24 protein-coding genes are annotated in these 17,155 nt (G+C 31.9%); all 24 read right to left on the bottom strand.

Annotated elements, in window-relative coordinates:
- Positions 1 to 52: 52 nt before the first annotated feature.
- The 24 genes from KWG70_RS09960 to KWG70_RS09845 all read right to left on the bottom strand — a co-directional run bounded on the left by KWG70_RS09960 (position 53) and on the right by KWG70_RS09845 (position 17,094).
- A complete protein-coding gene (locus KWG70_RS09960; RefSeq protein ID WP_230935871.1) occupies positions 53 to 1,756 on the bottom strand; it encodes a serine hydrolase domain-containing protein in 1,704 nt (567 codons plus the stop codon).
- Between the two features lie 148 nt (positions 1,757 to 1,904).
- The gene (locus KWG70_RS09955) at positions 1,905 to 2,339 is read right to left on the bottom strand and encodes a DUF1801 domain-containing protein (RefSeq protein ID WP_230935870.1); all 435 of its coding nucleotides are present in this window, start codon (positions 2,337 to 2,339) and stop codon (positions 1,905 to 1,907) included.
- A 13-nt stretch (positions 2,340 to 2,352) separates the two neighbouring features.
- The gene (locus KWG70_RS09950; protein ID WP_230935869.1) at positions 2,353 to 2,688 is read right to left on the bottom strand and encodes a lipocalin family protein; all 336 of its coding nucleotides are present in this window, start codon (positions 2,686 to 2,688) and stop codon (positions 2,353 to 2,355) included.
- Positions 2,689 to 2,841: 153 nt separating this feature from the next.
- Positions 2,842 to 3,405, bottom strand: a complete 564-nt coding sequence (locus KWG70_RS09945) for a hypothetical protein (RefSeq protein ID WP_230935868.1) — start codon at positions 3,403 to 3,405, stop codon at positions 2,842 to 2,844.
- A gap of 194 nt (positions 3,406 to 3,599) precedes the next feature.
- Complete coding sequence (locus KWG70_RS09940) at positions 3,600 to 4,181, bottom strand: hypothetical protein (RefSeq protein WP_230935867.1); 582 nt, start codon at positions 4,179 to 4,181, stop codon at positions 3,600 to 3,602.
- A 107-nt stretch (positions 4,182 to 4,288) separates the two neighbouring features.
- A complete protein-coding gene (locus tag KWG70_RS09935) occupies positions 4,289 to 5,419 on the bottom strand; it encodes a helix-turn-helix domain-containing protein (RefSeq protein WP_230935866.1) in 1,131 nt (376 codons plus the stop codon).
- Between the two features lie 154 nt (positions 5,420 to 5,573).
- Positions 5,574 to 6,122, bottom strand: a complete 549-nt coding sequence (locus tag KWG70_RS09930) for a VOC family protein (RefSeq protein ID WP_230935865.1) — start codon at positions 6,120 to 6,122, stop codon at positions 5,574 to 5,576.
- Between the two features lie 16 nt (positions 6,123 to 6,138).
- Positions 6,139 to 6,534 carry a VOC family protein gene (locus tag KWG70_RS09925; RefSeq protein ID WP_230935864.1) on the bottom strand — a complete coding sequence of 132 codons (396 nt, stop codon included), beginning with the start codon at positions 6,532 to 6,534 and terminating at the stop codon, positions 6,139 to 6,141.
- Between the two features lie 33 nt (positions 6,535 to 6,567).
- On the bottom strand, positions 6,568 to 6,972 hold the full coding sequence (locus KWG70_RS09920) for a helix-turn-helix domain-containing protein (protein WP_230935863.1): 405 nt from the start codon (positions 6,970 to 6,972) through the stop codon (positions 6,568 to 6,570).
- Positions 6,973 to 6,998: 26 nt separating this feature from the next.
- Positions 6,999 to 8,135 (bottom strand): alkaline phosphatase, encoded by a 1,137-nt coding sequence (locus tag KWG70_RS09915; protein WP_230935862.1) that lies wholly within the window; start codon positions 8,133 to 8,135, stop codon positions 6,999 to 7,001.
- A gap of 69 nt (positions 8,136 to 8,204) precedes the next feature.
- A complete protein-coding gene (locus KWG70_RS09910; protein ID WP_230935861.1) occupies positions 8,205 to 8,618 on the bottom strand; it encodes a DUF1801 domain-containing protein in 414 nt (137 codons plus the stop codon).
- A gap of 159 nt (positions 8,619 to 8,777) precedes the next feature.
- The gene (locus KWG70_RS09905; RefSeq protein ID WP_230935860.1) at positions 8,778 to 9,353 is read right to left on the bottom strand and encodes a helix-turn-helix domain-containing protein; all 576 of its coding nucleotides are present in this window, start codon (positions 9,351 to 9,353) and stop codon (positions 8,778 to 8,780) included.
- Positions 9,346 to 9,834, bottom strand: a complete 489-nt coding sequence (locus KWG70_RS09900; protein WP_230935859.1) for a hypothetical protein — start codon at positions 9,832 to 9,834, stop codon at positions 9,346 to 9,348. The genes KWG70_RS09905 and KWG70_RS09900 overlap by 8 nt, the downstream gene beginning before the upstream one ends.
- A gap of 126 nt (positions 9,835 to 9,960) precedes the next feature.
- A complete protein-coding gene (locus KWG70_RS09895) occupies positions 9,961 to 10,422 on the bottom strand; it encodes a VOC family protein (RefSeq protein WP_230935858.1) in 462 nt (153 codons plus the stop codon).
- A gap of 138 nt (positions 10,423 to 10,560) precedes the next feature.
- Positions 10,561 to 11,016, bottom strand: coding sequence for an SRPBCC family protein (locus tag KWG70_RS09890; protein ID WP_230935857.1), 456 nt, complete (start codon positions 11,014 to 11,016; stop codon positions 10,561 to 10,563).
- Between the two features lie 5 nt (positions 11,017 to 11,021).
- Positions 11,022 to 11,357, bottom strand: a complete 336-nt coding sequence (locus KWG70_RS09885; RefSeq protein ID WP_230935856.1) for a hypothetical protein — start codon at positions 11,355 to 11,357, stop codon at positions 11,022 to 11,024.
- Complete coding sequence (locus KWG70_RS09880) at positions 11,354 to 11,770, bottom strand: VOC family protein (RefSeq protein WP_230935855.1); 417 nt, start codon at positions 11,768 to 11,770, stop codon at positions 11,354 to 11,356. Before KWG70_RS09880 ends, KWG70_RS09885 begins: the two co-directional genes overlap by 4 nt.
- A gap of 62 nt (positions 11,771 to 11,832) precedes the next feature.
- Positions 11,833 to 12,258, bottom strand: coding sequence for a helix-turn-helix transcriptional regulator (locus KWG70_RS09875; protein WP_230935854.1), 426 nt, complete (start codon positions 12,256 to 12,258; stop codon positions 11,833 to 11,835).
- Positions 12,259 to 12,398: 140 nt separating this feature from the next.
- Positions 12,399 to 12,905 carry a YHS domain-containing (seleno)protein gene (locus KWG70_RS09870; protein WP_230935853.1) on the bottom strand — a complete coding sequence of 169 codons (507 nt, stop codon included), beginning with the start codon at positions 12,903 to 12,905 and terminating at the stop codon, positions 12,399 to 12,401.
- A gap of 48 nt (positions 12,906 to 12,953) precedes the next feature.
- On the bottom strand, positions 12,954 to 13,307 hold the full coding sequence (locus KWG70_RS09865) for a DUF2834 domain-containing protein (protein ID WP_230935852.1): 354 nt from the start codon (positions 13,305 to 13,307) through the stop codon (positions 12,954 to 12,956).
- 66 nt (positions 13,308 to 13,373) lie between these two features.
- Positions 13,374 to 13,949: a Crp/Fnr family transcriptional regulator gene (locus KWG70_RS09860; RefSeq protein ID WP_230935851.1), complete on the bottom strand. Its 576-nt coding sequence runs from the start codon at positions 13,947 to 13,949 to the stop codon at positions 13,374 to 13,376.
- A gap of 101 nt (positions 13,950 to 14,050) precedes the next feature.
- Positions 14,051 to 15,322 carry a histidine--tRNA ligase gene (gene hisS, locus KWG70_RS09855; RefSeq protein WP_230935850.1) on the bottom strand — a complete coding sequence of 424 codons (1,272 nt, stop codon included), beginning with the start codon at positions 15,320 to 15,322 and terminating at the stop codon, positions 14,051 to 14,053.
- 33 nt (positions 15,323 to 15,355) lie between these two features.
- Positions 15,356 to 15,721, bottom strand: a complete 366-nt coding sequence (locus tag KWG70_RS09850) for an SMI1/KNR4 family protein (protein WP_230935849.1) — start codon at positions 15,719 to 15,721, stop codon at positions 15,356 to 15,358.
- A gap of 47 nt (positions 15,722 to 15,768) precedes the next feature.
- Positions 15,769 to 17,094 (bottom strand): leucine-rich repeat domain-containing protein, encoded by a 1,326-nt coding sequence (locus KWG70_RS09845; RefSeq protein WP_230935848.1) that lies wholly within the window; start codon positions 17,092 to 17,094, stop codon positions 15,769 to 15,771.
- Positions 17,095 to 17,155: the final 61 nt, after the last annotated feature.

The raw sequence follows: 17,155 nt of genomic DNA, 5'->3' as shown, positions 1-17,155 counted from the left end.
GTCTTCAATGTTTATAACAATTTGTCGTTTGTTATGAGTTCGAATACACGAGTTAATTTACTTTTTTAAACCACAAATTTCTAACGCGTCCAGCCGATACTCTAAACCCTGTGAGTTGGTCATTTGTATTTCTTTCAAATATAAAGCTATAACCTCCTGCCAAGAACAGATCATGCTTAGCGGCCGAAATACTAGTGTTACTTGCACGATGATGTGTAAACATGAGTTTTCCATCTTTTATAATAAGATTGTAAGTGGTTTGTAACTCCGGACTGTAGTATTCACCCGTAAATTGTTTAAGATCGGAAAGCTTATAATTTGGTGGTGTAAATTCATACGATAGAATAGGCGCATCATCATTTATTAAAACAGTCATTTTACGTTTTTTGTTTGATTCTGAAAACTTAACTCTTAAATCAACATTTACCCCTAACATTTTAAACTCGTTTGGTGAAATTGGAGCTAGAGCACTTTCGTTTCCTTCGCCTCTGAAATATCTAAGTGTATCGTTTTTCACATAAATTTTGCGCGCATATTTTTGATCTTCATTCCAAAAGTGACCATTGAATTTCTCTAATTCCTTAGATGATAATTTTATATAATCAACATCATCATCTTCTTCAGGTGTATCATCACTTGTACGAGTATCTTTTTCAATAAAATCCTCCAAATAAATATCTGCAACTTGAAGTGCTAAATTTCCCGGATTAGATTGAGCGAGATTACTAAAAACCATGACTGCAAAGTCTTGATCTGGAAATCGTCCCAAATAGCTACGATAACCAGCATCTGCGCCACCATGCTGAATTTGATTTAAGCCTCTATGCGTATTTACAAATTGACCATACGCACCACCAAAGGTTTCTCCATTATTAAGCACTGCTAAGGTGTTCATTTTCTCAATAATTGCTTTATCTCCAACGGTATGTGATGAGAAATTCATTGACCATAATGCGAGATCTTCAACCGTTGTGAATAAGCTTGTGGCGCCTACATTTGCAAAACTTAAAACACTTTTTTTAAATGTATTGTTATTAACATAGTAATAAGAGTAAGCTCTGTTTTTTACAATTTTCTCGTGATCATCATAGAACAATGTATTGGACATTTTTAATGGTTTAAAAATGCGCTCTTCAGTAAATTCGGCAAATGATTTACCTGAAACTCTGGCAACCACTTCTGCTAATAATGTAAACCCTGTATTACAATAGGTGTATTCTTCACCTGGATCAAAATTCAATTCCTTTTGTTGAGCCACTAGTTTTAATATATGTTCTTTAGTGATCACATCATCAAATCGCCATCCAGCTAAGCCTAATAAGGTCCATTGATCGCGCATTCCACTCGTATGTGATGCCAAATGTTTAAGAGTAATAGTTTTTCCAAAATCTGGAACTTCGGGAATATATGTTCTAATGTCATCATCAAAAGATAATTTGCCTTCTTTTTCTAACAGTAAAATAGCGAAGACTGTAAATTGTTTTGAAACCGATGCAATGTGAAAGATTGTAGACGGCGAATTAGGTATGCCATACTCTAAATTGGCACTGCCATAACCTTTTTTAAAAACGATCTTTTGATCTTTCACAACGGCAACAGTAGCTCCTGGTGCATTTGGGTCATCAAAGTTTTTGAAGATAGCGTCAATTTTTAATTCTATTTCACCAGAAACATCGTTTTGTGCTTCTAAGTGTTTTAATGGTACTAACAAAAATGTAAGGACTAATAAAGAACAACGTATTTTAATAGATGTCATGATACTGATGATTTTAGGTAGGTCAACTCAAATATATTTGAGGATTGTTCACTTTAATTTATAGAATTTCAGCAGAACACATTTAGCTGGTAACTAAGTTAGTAAAAGAAAATGAGCTACATAAAGATCTGTACGATTTTATATGCTACTAATTTCTGCATGCACATTCATGATGTTCATTGAGATATGCAATTGTTGCTTCGCACATTTTTTCTAAGGTCTCAATATTTATATCCGACAGTTTTTTTACATAGATACATGCTTTTCCCATTTTAAATGTCCCGAAGTTATCTAAGAGATGTTTGTTTTCTTCGGTAGGAGAGTATACATAAAGAGAGAATGCCGATTTCCGAGGAGAAAAACCCAAAAGAGGCGCATCACCTTCATGTCCGCTAGCATAGATGTAATGATAACTTCCAAAACCAATTATGGTTGGTCCCCACATTTTGGGTTCAAACCCAGACCATTTGCTTAGTAGTTTAATTAGCTGAAAACTATCTGCTTTCTTTTGCTCATTATCAACATATGAATTGATGAAATCGGTTACATTGACTTCTGTTTCGGTTGTTTTATTTTTTGCCATGCTTCGTTAGTTTTTATTTAACCTCAATATATTCTGATGTTCCACCAGATAGATCTCCGTTTAACCAATTCCAGTCGAATCTCAATTTCAATTTGCCATTTTGATCTTTCGAAATAGTGCCTTTAGATTCACCTACTTTTAACTCTCCTTCTTTAGTTAAGCATTGAAATAGGAGTTCGATTTTTGAAGTTTCGATTTGTTTTCCCACTATAAATCCCTCAGAAATAGCTCCTCCCTTATACGTTCCTGTGATAATATTTTCATTTTGAAAATAATGAAAAATCGTTTCATTTGATGATAAACCACTTTTGTTTTCAATGGTTAAAAATTTCTTGTCATTTAAATTCACTTAAGTTATTCTTTAATAAGTTATACCGAGTTTACAGGTGTTTAGTTGTAAGCACTAAGATAATAAAAAGGAGTTAGTCTTTAAGGTTTGATCTTAAAGACACAATCTATTGCGAGCGAAGACATAGTTGATAATTATCTATAATTTAAGCGATTAGTTATTTCCTATTTTTTCGAATAAGGTTAGCCATTTTTCAGCGGCTTGAGCAGAGTATATAAACTGACCGTTTATAATTAATTCATTAATCGTTGAATCTTGGTTTTTTTGTGACCATTGGTAGAGTTTCCCTATTGCCGTTCCTATTTCTTTTCCTGTTTTTTCAGATGGATAACCAATGATGTTTTTAATTTTTCCATTAGAAACAACAAAAATTGCTGGATCATGAACCAAATTGGTAATACCGACACCTCTAAACCAATCATTATTCTCAATTACTTTGCAGAATATAGTGTCTTCTTTTGAATTAATGGATTCTAATTTTAAATGACTATTTAAAGCAGCATCCCATTCCTCAAGTGCACGTATGTCCCTTTTTCCTTTTTTAGTCCAGACACCTTTTAACTCAAATATGATGCTTTCATCATAGAACTCCATGGTTTTTTCAATGTCATGATTGTTATGAGTAGCTATGTACGATTCGATTGTTTTTTGATGGGTTTCATTAGAACAAGACAATACTATAGTCAGACTTAAAATAAAGAGAATTTTCTTTTTCATGACTTACTGTTTGTATGTAAAGTACATTAGTTATTTGTAATAAAACAACTACAAGACTCTATTGCAATAAGTTACAAAATTAAAATGACCTAAAGAAGCGTTTTTAGTTTTTAAAATCACGACCTATTTTGCTTAAGTCCAATTATAGATGAACAAACAATTGTCTATTAGTGGTTATTGTATCTGTTTAGATGTTAAAACCGATATCCAATGCGCAAATGTAAATTTATGGCTGTTTCGTCTCTATTTTTTGTAAATCCAGAATTTTTGGCAAAGTAGTGGATGTAACCAACACCAATTCCAGCTTCATAGTTGAAATGTTGTCCAATATTTCTTCTCATGCCCCAAGTTGGAATAATTGCTAAATTGTCTACGATTCTTGCATCGTCGCCAAATTTTATAAGCAGATCATTAGAGTGAAAAGTTGCTTTCAACGCGAAGAAATTTCCACTATTGTTATCAATTCGTTTTGATTGGCTTAACCGCCTATCTAGATTATAATACCAACGAGGTTCTAATGTAATAGCTGTTGAGAATAGAAAACCTGCATCTGGGTAAAAATCATCATTGTCATATGCATTTAAGCCTAATTCGGCTCGCAGTACTATTTGATTTGAAAGTCTAAATTCATTATAAATCCAAAGTCCTGCATAACCTGTTTGAATTCCGAAGGTTGATTTTTCTACGTTTGATTTTTGCGATGTTTCAGTAATGTTTTGAGAGTTTGCGATACATGTAATTCCAAAAAGGAGTAGGGTCAATACGGTATTTTTCATGGCATTAAAATTTAAAAGATTGACCACAAATCAAAACATTTATCATGATTTAGATTGACCAATAGAAGCGTTGGTACGTTATCATATGTTAAAAAATGAGATACTTATTAAGACTTACTATTTTTATAGTTGGAAGGAGAGAGGCCAGTTTCTTTTTTGAATATTCTATTAAAACTAGTTCTTGATTTAAAACCACATTCGCATGCAATTCCAAAGAGACTATAGTTACTGTAGTGGTCTGATTTGATTTTTTTCTTCACAGCTTCAACACGATATGTATTGATTAAATCATAAAACGTTGTCTTCATATATTGATTCAACATTGTCGACAATGTCTTGTCGGTTGTTGAAATTTGCTGTGCTAATTTTCCGAGTGTTAGATCTTCATCCAAATAAGGATGGTTTGTGTTTAATGTAGAGATTAACTTGTGTTTTAAATGTTCGAATTCTTGTTTCTTTTCAGCTGAAAGCATCTTGTTTTCTGCTTTATTTGACTTCGGTTTTGTATCGTTCTGTAATAAAAAAGAGGGTAGTAATACTTTGGATTGATTGATACCATAAAACCCTAAATAGGATACTAGAATAATCATTGCCAGTACAGAAAGGAAATCAGCATTCCATGTAAAGTCACTAACAATAGATTCATATACTTTAATTGCGAGATCAAGACCTATGATACTAAGTGCAGATATGAGCATAACCTTTATCCAATTAAGATCATATTTGGATAGGTTTGAGTATTCATATTTAGATAATTTTTGATGTTTTAATAAAAATCGTAATGAGATCGTGAGATACAGTAAAAAGTATATATTTTCGGTTCTAATAATAAACCGTACTATGTTTGAATGCGTGTAAGCTAAAGCGTTGCTATGATAGCTATTGAATATCATTGTAGGAATAGTAATGCCCAAAGCAAATAAGACTGCAGGAGTGAAATGGTTTAAATGGTTTTTCACTAAACTCTTTTCTTCTAAAAACAAAGATTTCACATAAAGAAATAATAAAGGCGCCAAAGTAATAATTGTCACATCATTAGGCAGAAAGCATAGTTTAGCAAGCCAGATAATATTATGCAGAAGCGCATAAAAATATAAGGCCACACAAAACAGAAGAGAAAACAGAACAATCAGTATTTTTTGAGATAGTGCTTTTTTCTTTATTCTTAGCAGCTGCACCAAAATGATAGCGTTGATAACAATACCAGTTACTAAAAAGAAATCTAAAATTAAATTCATCAATTAAAGTTTAAATTTTTTTGATGAATTTCAAGTTAGTTTAACAGGATTTTATATTATTAAGCTGAAACTAAACGGAACTAAAAACTATGGATAGTTAATTTGAACACAACTGTTCGTTTAGTCACTTATGTGTTTTGCGTCAGATACGTTATTACTTTAAATTTAGTTGCCAAGACACACCAAATTGGTCTTCGATAAAAGCAAATTTTGTACTCCAGCCATAGTTGTCTAAGGGCATCAAAGCTTTGCCGTTTTCCGATAGTTTTGTAAAGAGCATTTCAATTTCATCATCTGTTTTGCATTCCACAAAATTTGAAACGCCTGGTGTAATCGTCCATTCGTGCTTGATATAACTATCACTGCACATAAACTTACTTCCGTTTAACTCAAATGTTGCAACCATAATTGTTCCTTCTTTGGCTGGACCGTCTTTACCATAGCGTTGCACATCAATAATTTTTGAATTTTCAAATAGTCCTACATAAAAGTTCATTGCTTCTTCTGCATTATTCTCTTGAAATGTCAAAAAAGTTGCAATTTGTTCTGTTTTATATTTTGACGCTTGGTCTTTAAACTTTTTTAAAACATCACGTTCAGCACGCAATGCACTTAGTTCATCATTAGTGTCATTGTTGCTTTTAGAGTTAGAACAACTAAAAAAAAGTAATATAATGCTGAGTAAAGTTATTGTCTTTTTCATATTCTTAGGTTTAATTTTACAGTGTTTCTACAATTTGAATGTTATTTCCACAGGTGTCATTGAAAACGGCAAATTTTACAGTTCCCATTTTAGTTGGTTTTACGCTAAACTCAACACCAAGTTTTATCAGCCTGTCATAATCGGCATCGACATTGTCAACATCAAATTGCGTATACGGAAATCCGGCTTCCATCAAGGCGTCTTGAAAAACTTTACAAGGTTCAAAATGGTTAGGAGCAGGTTCAAGTAAAAGTTCTGGTCCATCCTGCCATTCTGGCGAAACTAATGTTAGCCATCGATTGCCGCCTTCTAATGGGACGTCCTTCTTTTTTAGGAAACCTAATTTTTCAGTATAAAATTTTAAGGCTTTTTCTTGGTCTCTAACTGGAATGCTAATTAGTGTTACTTTCATCTTTTTGATTTGTTTTTAGTTATTTGCCAAAGTTCAGAACTCTAAATCTAATTTGCTTCTCGAAAGTTGCTCTTTTTGAAATGCACTTGGTGATTTTCCCGTTTTAGTTTTGAATAATTTACTAAAGGAGCCTAAACTTTCAAATCCTACAGCAAAACAGGTTTCAGTAACTGTCATTCCATTTTTTAAATTGTCTTTTGATTTCTCAATCCGTTTGTCTGTTAAATATTGTCTAGGTGTTTGTCCGTAGTATCTCTTAAAGAGTCTTAGTAGATGATATTTTGATGTAAATCGGATGTGTGATAAAAAATCCAATTTCAGGTTTTTATCATAATTATTGTCAATATAATTGCGTGTTGCGATTACAGTCTCTATCTGACTATCATTAGAATAACAGATCTTTCTTATGCGCTCTATTTCTGTTTGGTAAAATGTCATTTTACAAGTATAAAGCAAATTGAAAATCAATTCTTATTAGTCCAATTTGTAGCTTCCAAAATCTTATGAAAGATTTCAGTATTTTCATAAATACCAGCGAATGCCTCAGAACCTGGACCATAAGCAAATACCGGAATTAATGTGGCTGAATGCCCTTTTGTAGAAAACGTCCCAGCTACCTCACTATAATCACTATAGGTGCTGCCATCTTCTCTTGTTTTGGTAGAAGCCGATAAGGTAAAACCTCCAGTTTCATGATCTGCTGTTACTATTACTAAGGTGTTACCATCTTTCTCTGCAAAATCGAGAGCCTTTCCAATAGCATTGTCAAAATCAATAAGCTCTGCGATTAGATAGCTCGCATCATTAGCATGACCTCCCCAATCTATTTGCGATCCTTCTATCATGATAAAAAAGTTAGGATAATCTGGATCCTTACTAAGAAATTGCATCCCTAATTCGGTGGCTTTAGGTAAAAAATCACCACGTCCATTGCCACCTATAGAGTCCATGTGAGTCTTTGCTAATAAATACGCCATTTTGGAATAGTCTTTAATTCCTGAAAAGTCATCTAAAGCTGTGGTGTTTATACCAAACCCTTTTGCTTTCAAATCCTCTAATAAATTTTTCCCATCTTTTCGTTCATTAAAAAATCTCGTGCCACCTCCAGCAAAAAAATCAATATCAGATGCGACCATGTCTGCTGCAATATCTTCGTAAAGTCCTCTATTTATGGCATGAGCATAGAAACTAGCTGGTGTTGCATGTTGTATCGATGAGGTAGAAATAACCCCTGTTTTAATATTTTGGGGTGACACAATTTCTACCAAAGTCTTTACTTCGGTAGAATCATCGGCTACACCAATAGCGCCATTATAGGTCTTTACTCCAGAAGCAAAAGCTGTGGCACCTGCTGCAGAATCGGTCACATCTTGTCTTGACGACGAGGTTTTAATAAGTCCGATGGTTTTAAAACGTGCATAATTTGGACTGGTTTCCTTAAAATAAAATGCTGAGGATATTTGCGACAATCCTGTGCCATCACCAATTAATAGAATTACATTCTTTGCCTTAGTTGATGTTTCTTTTTTAACTACATCATTTGTTTTACAGTTAAATAATAGTAGTGATAGAATCAGATAAATTATGCTTTTATGTGTCATGAGTTTATGTTTTAATTGTTGCAAACGTCTTCATACATAGTGTTGGCAAGTGTTATTTTATTTTACTAGTTAATGCCATTTAGCATCTTTACTTCTGGTTATTAGTTGTTTTAAAACCTCTAGATCTATATCTTTCAACTTGTTGATATACAAACATCCTTTTCCCCATTTACATTTGCCTAGTTTTTTTAACAAATCCTCATGTTCGTTAATGTCAAGCGTTAGATACACTGTTAATTTTGTTTTTCTGGGAGCAAAACCTACGTTAAACCATTCAAATTCTTCTTTACCATTCTTTCTCTTATACTTATAATTACCAAATCCGATAATAAAGTTGTCACCCCAAATTTTTGGTTTATTACCTGTTATGTCTTCCATTATGGACAATAACTTTTTTGCATCTTCTTTTTTAGATTCACTTTCTATTTTATTAATAAAAAGAGATACACTTTTATTAGTTTCTTTAGTTGCGAGTCCAGCCATAAGTTTTCGGTTTCAGTTATTGTCAACGTGTTTATGTATGGTTTGTACGAATTAGAATCTGTAGAATTTTCATTCGTAGGAAATCAGTTGTTTAAAGATATAAATTTAAAATTTGGTAGGAGGTAAGTATAAATTATAGGTGTGGTTGTAGGCAGGCATTTATTTTAAGAATCTAATTTGAGGCCTATAAATCACGTCCTTTTCGTTACTAATTCGAATCGTGTTTAGCAGTATTGAAATCAAATTAATAGCATATAAAAGGCCAATAATAATAAAAAATGTGCTTAAAGTAATATGTTTTGCAAGTCCGATTTTTGATATGATAAACGCTACTAAGGGCGTGAAAAACAGAAGTATTGTCCATGTGATTTCAAAATTGATTAAATCTTTCCCTAATGTGTTGATGTTTTTAATCTTACCTTTTTTCGATGTCCAAAGAATAAAAGGAATTAAAATCCCTAGCAATGGAAAGAATAGAAAAGTTAAGGCAGATAGATTGAGGTAGTTTAAATATTTATTATCTTCAATTATCGCCCAATCAATCAACTCATCAAGGTTTACGTTTAATGCATCTGATAATCTTTTAAGAGACTCACCAGTTGGATTTGATTCGCCATTTTCAATCCTCTGAACAGTTCTTAAGCTTAAGCCTGATTCTTCTGCAAGAAACTCTTGAGACATTCCTTTTTGGTTTCTTAATTCTTTTAGTCTTTTAGCTAATTGGTTCCTATCCATTTTTTATAGTATTGTTTTTCAGTTTTAAAGCCTGTTTTTGTCTCATTATTGCAAAGGTAATAGAACCCACTAAAAACCCAGGTATTATTTGAATGAGTGAGCCATAGATTAATTGATTTAATGCTACTTGTCCGAAATTGTCGAAGTATAGTCCATAATGGGTTCCTAATTCCCATTTCGTATCAATCCACCAAGCTACTGCAACAGGAAATCTTGATATTGGGGAATATACTGTTAAGCTTAATAAAAGTAATAATAAGAATCGCTTTTTATCATGAAATTTTATAGACCAATATATAGAAACTCCAATGGTTAACCATAGTAAGCCAATAATAAAAATGTAGTTTTCATGAATACCTATTAGTTCAAGGGTATAGCGAATTGGTGTCAAGAAAAGAGCAATTATAATTGGTGTTCTTGCCAGGAGAAGTGCTTCTTGAAATAGTGTCTTTTGAACTGTGATTTTTTTTTGCTTTATCATCAATGTCTAAATGTTTAATTATATAAAGCAAAAGTAATTCGATTACTACGACATTGATGACGTCATGGTTATGACATCATTACGTCATCTATGCGTAACGCAGTATTTATCTATTTAATAGTGTTTTTATTCATCCTTTATTTTAAGCCATTGCTCATAGGTGACCACTCTTTTTTCTTCATCAGATTTAGGTGTTCCAGGTAAAATTCCAATAAATTCGAGCTCGTGACCATCTGGGTCACTAAAATATATAGATATTGCTGGCATCCAACAAAACACCATGGGTTTCTCTTTTTCATTGTCTAAAAAATTCCAGCATTTTAAATTCCTAGATTTTAAAAACTCGACCGATTCATTTAAAATCCATTCTGGCTCACATTCGAAAGCAAAATGACGAATATCAATGTTTTCTTTTGGTTTTTCCCATAAGCCGAGCATAAACTGCTTATCTTCTCCAATCCAAAAAAAGGCTGTTCTTCGTTCTGCACCATAACGGCATTGTTTCAACCCGAGTGTTTTTGAATAAAACTCAATCGAGCGCTCAAGATCCTCAACAAATAAATGTGTTTCATAGAGTCCTTTTATCATAAATTTATGGTTTTTTTTAAGACATATAATGATCTAGATGCGAAGCTGCATTGGCCATGTCTAAGGTAGTAAAAGAAAACGACCCAGAGGAAAACCTATTGTAATTTTGCATACAAATAAAACAGGTAATTGCTAATATTATATACTTTGTTGAGTTTTAGTCCTTTCTGCAAATTCTTTGAACTGGTTCATCCACTTTTGACTTTGTTGTTTGAATTTATTTGGAAATAGCTTAGCCATTAGCTTAATCATAAACCCGTTGAACTTTGTGTACTCGACATCTGAAGTGTATACTGTTTTGTTATTTCCTATGTCCTTAAAACGCGATGTTTGGGTATTTGTCATGTGGATATGCTCATACAATGCAATTTTTTCTTTTGGCAGATTGGATGAAATAATGGTTTCAATAAGTTCTATTTTTTGTTTTGCATTGATCGTGATTTTAGATTTTGCCCCATTAGTATTTGGCGTACCACTTAAATGTTTAATGCTCTGAAAACCATCTTGCCATTCTTTAAAATAGTGCTCATTGTTCCAAAGTTCAACAACTTTGTCAATGGGTAAGTTTATCTCTACACTACAAGTATATTTCATAAGAACTATTTCTTTTTTGTTGGTTTTGGTTTTAGACTAGATGTATAATTGAAGCTTTTTTCTAAGTATTTTGATAAGTTTTTAAGATCATTGAACAAGGTGTCGGGAACAGCAACATATTCCTTCATGACTCTTCCGTGTTGTACCATTAGTTCGGTGTCAAATGTTTGCAAAAAATCTTCTCTGTCATTTGCAGAAAGCCTTAATCCCATCTTACCATCTTTAGATAAAAAAGAGAACATATGTCCATTTACTGAGGTATAAGGCATTGTTTTTCCTTTTCTTTCAATTTTTGGATTAGATTCAATTAGCGAATCATATTGCTTTTGAGCGTCTTTCATTCTTTAATTTTTTGTACTAGTGAAAACCAATTTCCTGAGTCGTCTTTAAACATTGCTTCTATACCTGAAACACCAGGTTTAGGCTCTTTTATGAATTCAACCCCTTTTTGTTTTAATTCAGCATAAGTCGCATAAATGTCTGTGCATTCGAAAATCCCAAATCCAAATGCTCCTTTTTCAACCAATTGTGTAAGTTGAGAAGCGATTTCTCCAACAAACATTAAACCTGTATTAATAGGAATTAAGGTTATTTCTAGCTCTTTTTGATTTTGTGGTTGAACTGTTAACCAACTTCCTTTGTCACCAACTGGCACGTCCATTACGACATTGAAACCTAACTTGTTGACATAAAAATCACGAGCTCTTTTTTGATCAAGGACAAAAATACTACTGTGGGAAAGTTTGCTAATCATATGTGCTTATTTAAATCAAAGTAAATGACTTTACTTGGTTTTGAATTGTCGAATCTTGCTTTTCAGATTTTCCATCCCAAATATTGCGCATAATCGGATGGAATGAAGTTTAAAGGGTTTTGTTCTATCTGTTTTCTTTTAATTGTTCTCATTTTCGAAAACTCCAATGGCGTCATTAGTTCATTTTTCTTGAATAATTTAATAAATGAACTTGTACTTTCAAAACCAACAGAACTGCAAACTTCTTGTATCGAAATTCCTTTTGATAAAAGCGTTTTTGCTTTATTAAGTCTTAAATAAGTTAAGTATTCAAGAGGTGTTTTATTATAACACTCTTTAAATAACCTGTGAAAATGAAATTTAGAAAAACAGGCCTGATTTGCTATTAGCTCCAGATTAATTTTTTCATGAAAATTGTCATCTATAAACAACTTTGCTTCTATAATTTGCTTGTAAACATAAATCCTTGGAATGGGAGTGGAATTCATTTTGTTTTTTTAATTCAGATGCACAGATATTAAATTTAAGAATATTTTTTGATACATAACCCCTTAATTTTTTTATTGAATTACAAGCATCACATAAAATCAGGATTATTATCAAAGGAAGATTTTTCATAGTTTATAAGTTACTTATTGCCTCTGTGTATACGTTTCCATCTCTTATGAGCCTGTTCTAAATTTGCTTTTTCATTCGACTCCCAAACTTTCAAAAAATTATGCCCACTATTGTTGTAGAAAAGATATAGTTTATTGTTTATAATTTTAAAAGTTTTTGGATCAATTGGATATTTTCCTGGTGGATTTCCGTTTGAATCAGTATTCATTCCTATTCCGTAAGCACAGTAACCTCCAAATTGTGGTAAATATTTTTTAGGATGTTTTACGAATTTTGATTTATTCTTTTCGTTTAAGAAATAATAAATGATCCCTTGATAATTGTATTGATACTTCGCCAAACCTCTCAATGCGTTATTATTGAAATATTCGGTAACATCATATCCATTAACTGCTAAACTATCTTTACCAACATTATAGTATGGTGCTTCCAAATTTGCAAACGTTACTTTTTCTTTTTGTGCAAAATTAGCATTGGCGATAAGAAAAAAAACCAAAGTTACGTATAGACTTTTCATAATAGTTTTAAAAATTCATGAGACTTAAGTCATTAACCTTGTTCAAAATCATTGAGATTTAGACCAGTTGTTTGTAATAATGTGCTTCTTTCGTTCTCTAAAATATAAAAATAAAGGAAGCCCACCTGCAATTCCAAATGCAAAAGTATATATCCAAATAGGTATCATATTTTTGATATCATACTTTTTAGACTCTCTATAGGACCAAATTAAAAATAGAGCAACAATAAATAGTAAGTCTATAATAAATGCAGATGAAATATTATTTGCAAACATTCCATTAAATGTATCTAAAGGCTTGGTATATAGCAAGTAATTTTGGGTTTTGTAAGACTCTATGACGACAAAAATATTAGGAAGAATCGTTCCTAAAACAGACAAAGCCAGATATACTTTTTTCATGTTTATGATTTTAAAACAAAATTATAAATAGCTCAAGTTAAAGTCAATTGACGATTGTCAATAAATTTATCTAGACGTTATTCTTTTTCTAATTCTACTTAATGTTTCGGGAGTAACTCCAAGAAAAGTGGCTAAATGGTATTGAGGAATACGTTGCAGTAAATCTTTATCCCTTTTCATCAGATTTAGATATCTGTTTTCGGCGTTTGACGTGACAAAAGAAGCAATAATATCTTGACACATAATTAGTTCCTCTTCCATCATTATTCTTGCTAAAAACTCAAACTTAGGAAATAGTTCAAGCAGTTTATAAGCCACTTCAAATGAAATTATGGCGAGTGTTGTTTCTTCTAAGGTTTCTAAGTTATGTTTTGACTTACATTGTTTGGTGAAACTCTCATATGAGCTTACAAATGTGTTTTCAGTATAAAAATAAGCCGTTTTTTCTTCGAGACCTACATTATAATATAAGCGTACCAAACCATTAATTACGAAATAAAACTCATTAGAAACTTCATTTTCGGAGAGTAGTAAATAATTCTTGTTAAATGTTTTTACTGGAATATTGGCCTTTATATAATCTTTCTCTTCAGAATTTAAAGCTATATAGTGTTCAAAATGTTTTAAAAGCGTATCTATCATAATTATTCCCAACGCGTTCGTAAATAGCCATTAGGTTAACTAAGAACTAAGTTAGGAAATAAATAACTATTTTTAGATGCTTTCAGGAAAATGAGTATGCATTAATTGAGTTCCTTTACAACTAATTCAATTTGATTTTCAAAAAAAGCAAAACTATTAAAGCCATGTTCTTTAAGATTATCTAGCTGTTTTTTTAAATTTTTAGTTTTTAGTTCTAACGACACACAGTTCCCTTGTGTTCTTAATTGTTGAGCAGAAGAACAAAGCAGATTATAATTATCGTTGCGATTATATAAAATTGCAGTCTTGTTTTTTGTACTTGGTACTTTAAAGTTTTGGTCTTCCAGAATTGAGATTACTCTTTCAAAACCAATTGAAAATCCGCAAGCAGGTATGTCTTCATTTCCTTTGAGAAATTTTCCAATCATCCTATCATATCTACCACCACCAGCAATAGACGATCCAAAGCCATCGGCTTCAATCTCGAAAATTTGACCTGTATAATAACCCATGCCTCGAACAAGTGACAAGTCTAAAACTATTTTGTACTTATCATCAGCTTGTAATTTTACAGTCTCAATGACCCTAGATAAATCATCTAATACCTCTTGAGATATGTTAGGTAACATAGTTTTTAAACTATCTACTGTTATACCTGATTTTGTAGCTTCGGTTACTATAGCCATAAAAGAATTGATACAATCATTAGGAAAATTTGACTTTTCCAATTCTTGCTTTACACCATCAAGACCAATTTTGTCTATCTTGTCTAATATGATAAATACTTTAGTAAAGTCTGCGCTTTCAAATCCCGATTGTTTTGCAAGAGCTTCTAGAATTCGTCTATCATTGATGCGAACTTTAAAATTAGAGAATCCAATTTCTAATAAAGCTTCTGAAGTTGCTAAAATTAATTCGATTTCGGCCAGTATACTATTAAGACCGATTACATCAATATCACATTGAGTGAACTGTCGATATCTTCCTTTTTGAGGGCGTTCTGCTCTCCAAACACTTCCAGTTTGTATGACTTTAAATTCTTTAGGTAACTTTGATCTCTTATTTGCAAAAAACCTACAAAGCGGAACTGTCAAGTCATACCTCAAACCAAGGTCGACCAAATCGTTTTCTGATTGATCGTTAGAAATTTTTAGTTTTTGACCTCTCTTAAGAATCTTAAAAAGCATTTTTTCATTTTCACCACCATCACCACTACTTAATAATTCGATGTTTTCGGTACAAGGTGTTTCGATTTGATTAAACCCATATTTTTTATACACCTTTAGGATTTGACTTATAACATAGTTTCTTAATTCAACTTCTTTAGGAGATAAATCTCTCATTCCCTTGACAGGATTACTATTTATGATCACGTTCTTTTTGTTTTATCTTTTGAGACTACAAATTTAATTATCTTTTTTCTCGTTTAGATACTCAGATAGAAAAGTTTTTAAATCGGTCACAAGCGTTGGTTTTAAACTCATTTCTTCATAAAAATACACATTTGGGTTTTTAGTCCCATCGGCTTTAAAATACCAAAACATATAACCTTGATGCATCATAAACACAACATCTTTTTCGGTGAGGAATATTTCGGCATTATCTTCCTCTAGTAATTCTAAAGCCCATGCTTTTAATTCATGTTTATCGTGAAATAAATCGGTTCCAACCAGTGTTTTTGGGACAACTTTTAAGCATTCTAAGTAAAATGCTTTATAAATAGAAGGAAAGATTAGATGACCTTCTTTTTCCAGAGTGTCCAATTTTTTCATATGGTTTCTTTTTCCAAATTGCATACTAAACGTTTTAAACATTAGTTTTAATTTTGAGAATCAATACTTAATTCGTTGATAGACTCCTGCAATAAAGACTTGTACTTTTTGATATCCTTTTTACGAATGTTATTCCATGCTAAGTTTAGTCTTCTCAATCGTTCAAGACTAGCTATGCAAGTTGGAATTGACTTTAATGAATTTCCTTCTAACTCAAGTGTTTTTAGGGTTTTAAGCGCACAAACAATATCAATTGAGCTTATGTTGTTGTTATTCAACAACAGCCGCTTTAACCCCTTTAAATTCTGAATTTTTTCAGGAATTTCAAGTATATTATTACTGCTTAATTCCAAAAATTCAAGAGATTCTAAGCTTAAAATGACTTCTGGAAATCCTAAATTCTCACACCATCCAAGAGCTAGACTTTCTAGGGTTTGAAGTTTAGAAAACGAATTAGGAATTGAGGTGATTTTTTTACTGTTAGTCAATCTTAAATCTTTAATTGATTTTAAATCGCCTATACTATTTGGAAAAAGAGAGAACTCATAATTTCTAATAAGATTTAAAAAGATTAAATGATCTAGTTTACCAATAGACTCGGGTAAGGTGGTTAAGCCATTATCATATAAATCTAGCGTTTGAAGCATGGTAAGGTTACCTATATTCTCAGGAATTGTTACTAGTTTATTTGAGCCTAAATACAATGCTTTCAGTTCTGAAAGGGTACCAATTTCCATTGGAAGTTGTTCCAGTTTATTAGATCCTAACCACAATTCCTTTAGATTATTTAGAGTGCCTATTTCTTTGGGTAAAACAAGTAGTTCGTTTTTTTCTAATCGTAATTCATACAACCCATTTAAGTTTTCTATTTGAGAAGGTATCTCAGGTATAGAATTTCCATCTAAGGACAAATATTCTAAATTAACTAACTCTAGTATACTTTGCGGGAATGTATCCAAATTATTATTACTAGCATATAATGACGTAAGATGACTAAGTTTTTTTAGATTTTGAGGCAAATAATCTAAATCGTTATCACTAATATTTAGGTCTTTTAGCTTAGATAAGTTGCCAATAGTTTCAGGAATCTCATAGATCTCATTATTTTTTAAAATCAAGACTTCCAAGTTTTCTAATTGTCCAATCCAATCAGGAATAGTAACAATCTTATTTCTAGAAAGATTTAAAAATGTTAGGTTTTTGAATTTAATAAGTTCATCAGGGAATTCGGTTAAGTTTTTCCAACTGATTGATAAATTATAAACTTGTTCTGGGTTTTCTAAGGCTTCTTCAATTGATTTAAAATATCGGCCTTCTTGGGCATGAATTGTAATGCTTAAGAAAACGATTAGAACTGATAGTGAATATTTCATTTATGTTGGTTATTGAATTTGTGGAGTCTGTCGCAAAATTAGTGCCAATGCGTTCGAGTAA

This window comes from Psychroserpens luteolus, from assembly GCF_021032705.1.
Lineage (GTDB): Bacteria > Bacteroidota > Bacteroidia > Flavobacteriales > Flavobacteriaceae > Psychroserpens > Psychroserpens luteolus.
Note: the sequence above shows the minus strand (reverse complement) of the source record. Positions and strands in the feature narration are given on the sequence as shown.

Coding starts and splice junctions, on each gene's coding strand:
- KWG70_RS09930 (WP_230935865.1), bottom strand. CDS start 6,122: ATGAAAAAGACAATAACTTTACTCAGCATTATATTACTTTTTTTTAGT.
- KWG70_RS09880 (WP_230935855.1), bottom strand. CDS start 11,770: ATGATTAGCAAACTTTCCCACAGTAGTATTTTTGTCCTTGATCAAAAA.
- KWG70_RS09940 (WP_230935867.1), bottom strand. CDS start 4,181: ATGAAAAATACCGTATTGACCCTACTCCTTTTTGGAATTACATGTATC.
- KWG70_RS09910 (WP_230935861.1), bottom strand. CDS start 8,618: ATGGCTGGACTCGCAACTAAAGAAACTAATAAAAGTGTATCTCTTTTT.
- KWG70_RS09905 (WP_230935860.1), bottom strand. CDS start 9,353: ATGGATAGGAACCAATTAGCTAAAAGACTAAAAGAATTAAGAAACCAA.
- KWG70_RS09900 (WP_230935859.1), bottom strand. CDS start 9,834: ATGATAAAGCAAAAAAAAATCACAGTTCAAAAGACACTATTTCAAGAA.
- KWG70_RS09935 (WP_230935866.1), bottom strand. CDS start 5,419: ATGAATTTAATTTTAGATTTCTTTTTAGTAACTGGTATTGTTATCAAC.
- KWG70_RS09945 (WP_230935868.1), bottom strand. CDS start 3,405: ATGAAAAAGAAAATTCTCTTTATTTTAAGTCTGACTATAGTATTGTCT.
- KWG70_RS09870 (WP_230935853.1), bottom strand. CDS start 12,905: ATGAAAAGTCTATACGTAACTTTGGTTTTTTTTCTTATCGCCAATGCT.
- KWG70_RS09885 (WP_230935856.1), bottom strand. CDS start 11,357: ATGAAAGACGCTCAAAAGCAATATGATTCGCTAATTGAATCTAATCCA.
- KWG70_RS09845 (WP_230935848.1), bottom strand. CDS start 17,094: ATGAAATATTCACTATCAGTTCTAATCGTTTTCTTAAGCATTACAATT.
- KWG70_RS09890 (WP_230935857.1), bottom strand. CDS start 11,016: ATGAAATATACTTGTAGTGTAGAGATAAACTTACCCATTGACAAAGTT.
- KWG70_RS09920 (WP_230935863.1), bottom strand. CDS start 6,972: ATGACATTTTACCAAACAGAAATAGAGCGCATAAGAAAGATCTGTTAT.
- KWG70_RS09865 (WP_230935852.1), bottom strand. CDS start 13,307: ATGAAAAAAGTATATCTGGCTTTGTCTGTTTTAGGAACGATTCTTCCT.
- KWG70_RS09925 (WP_230935864.1), bottom strand. CDS start 6,534: ATGAAAGTAACACTAATTAGCATTCCAGTTAGAGACCAAGAAAAAGCC.
- KWG70_RS09915 (WP_230935862.1), bottom strand. CDS start 8,135: ATGACACATAAAAGCATAATTTATCTGATTCTATCACTACTATTATTT.
- KWG70_RS09860 (WP_230935851.1), bottom strand. CDS start 13,949: ATGATAGATACGCTTTTAAAACATTTTGAACACTATATAGCTTTAAAT.
- KWG70_RS09895 (WP_230935858.1), bottom strand. CDS start 10,422: ATGATAAAAGGACTCTATGAAACACATTTATTTGTTGAGGATCTTGAG.
- KWG70_RS09850 (WP_230935849.1), bottom strand. CDS start 15,721: ATGAAAAAATTGGACACTCTGGAAAAAGAAGGTCATCTAATCTTTCCT.
- KWG70_RS09955 (WP_230935870.1), bottom strand. CDS start 2,339: ATGGCAAAAAATAAAACAACCGAAACAGAAGTCAATGTAACCGATTTC.
- KWG70_RS09875 (WP_230935854.1), bottom strand. CDS start 12,258: ATGAATTCCACTCCCATTCCAAGGATTTATGTTTACAAGCAAATTATA.
- KWG70_RS09960 (WP_230935871.1), bottom strand. CDS start 1,756: ATGACATCTATTAAAATACGTTGTTCTTTATTAGTCCTTACATTTTTG.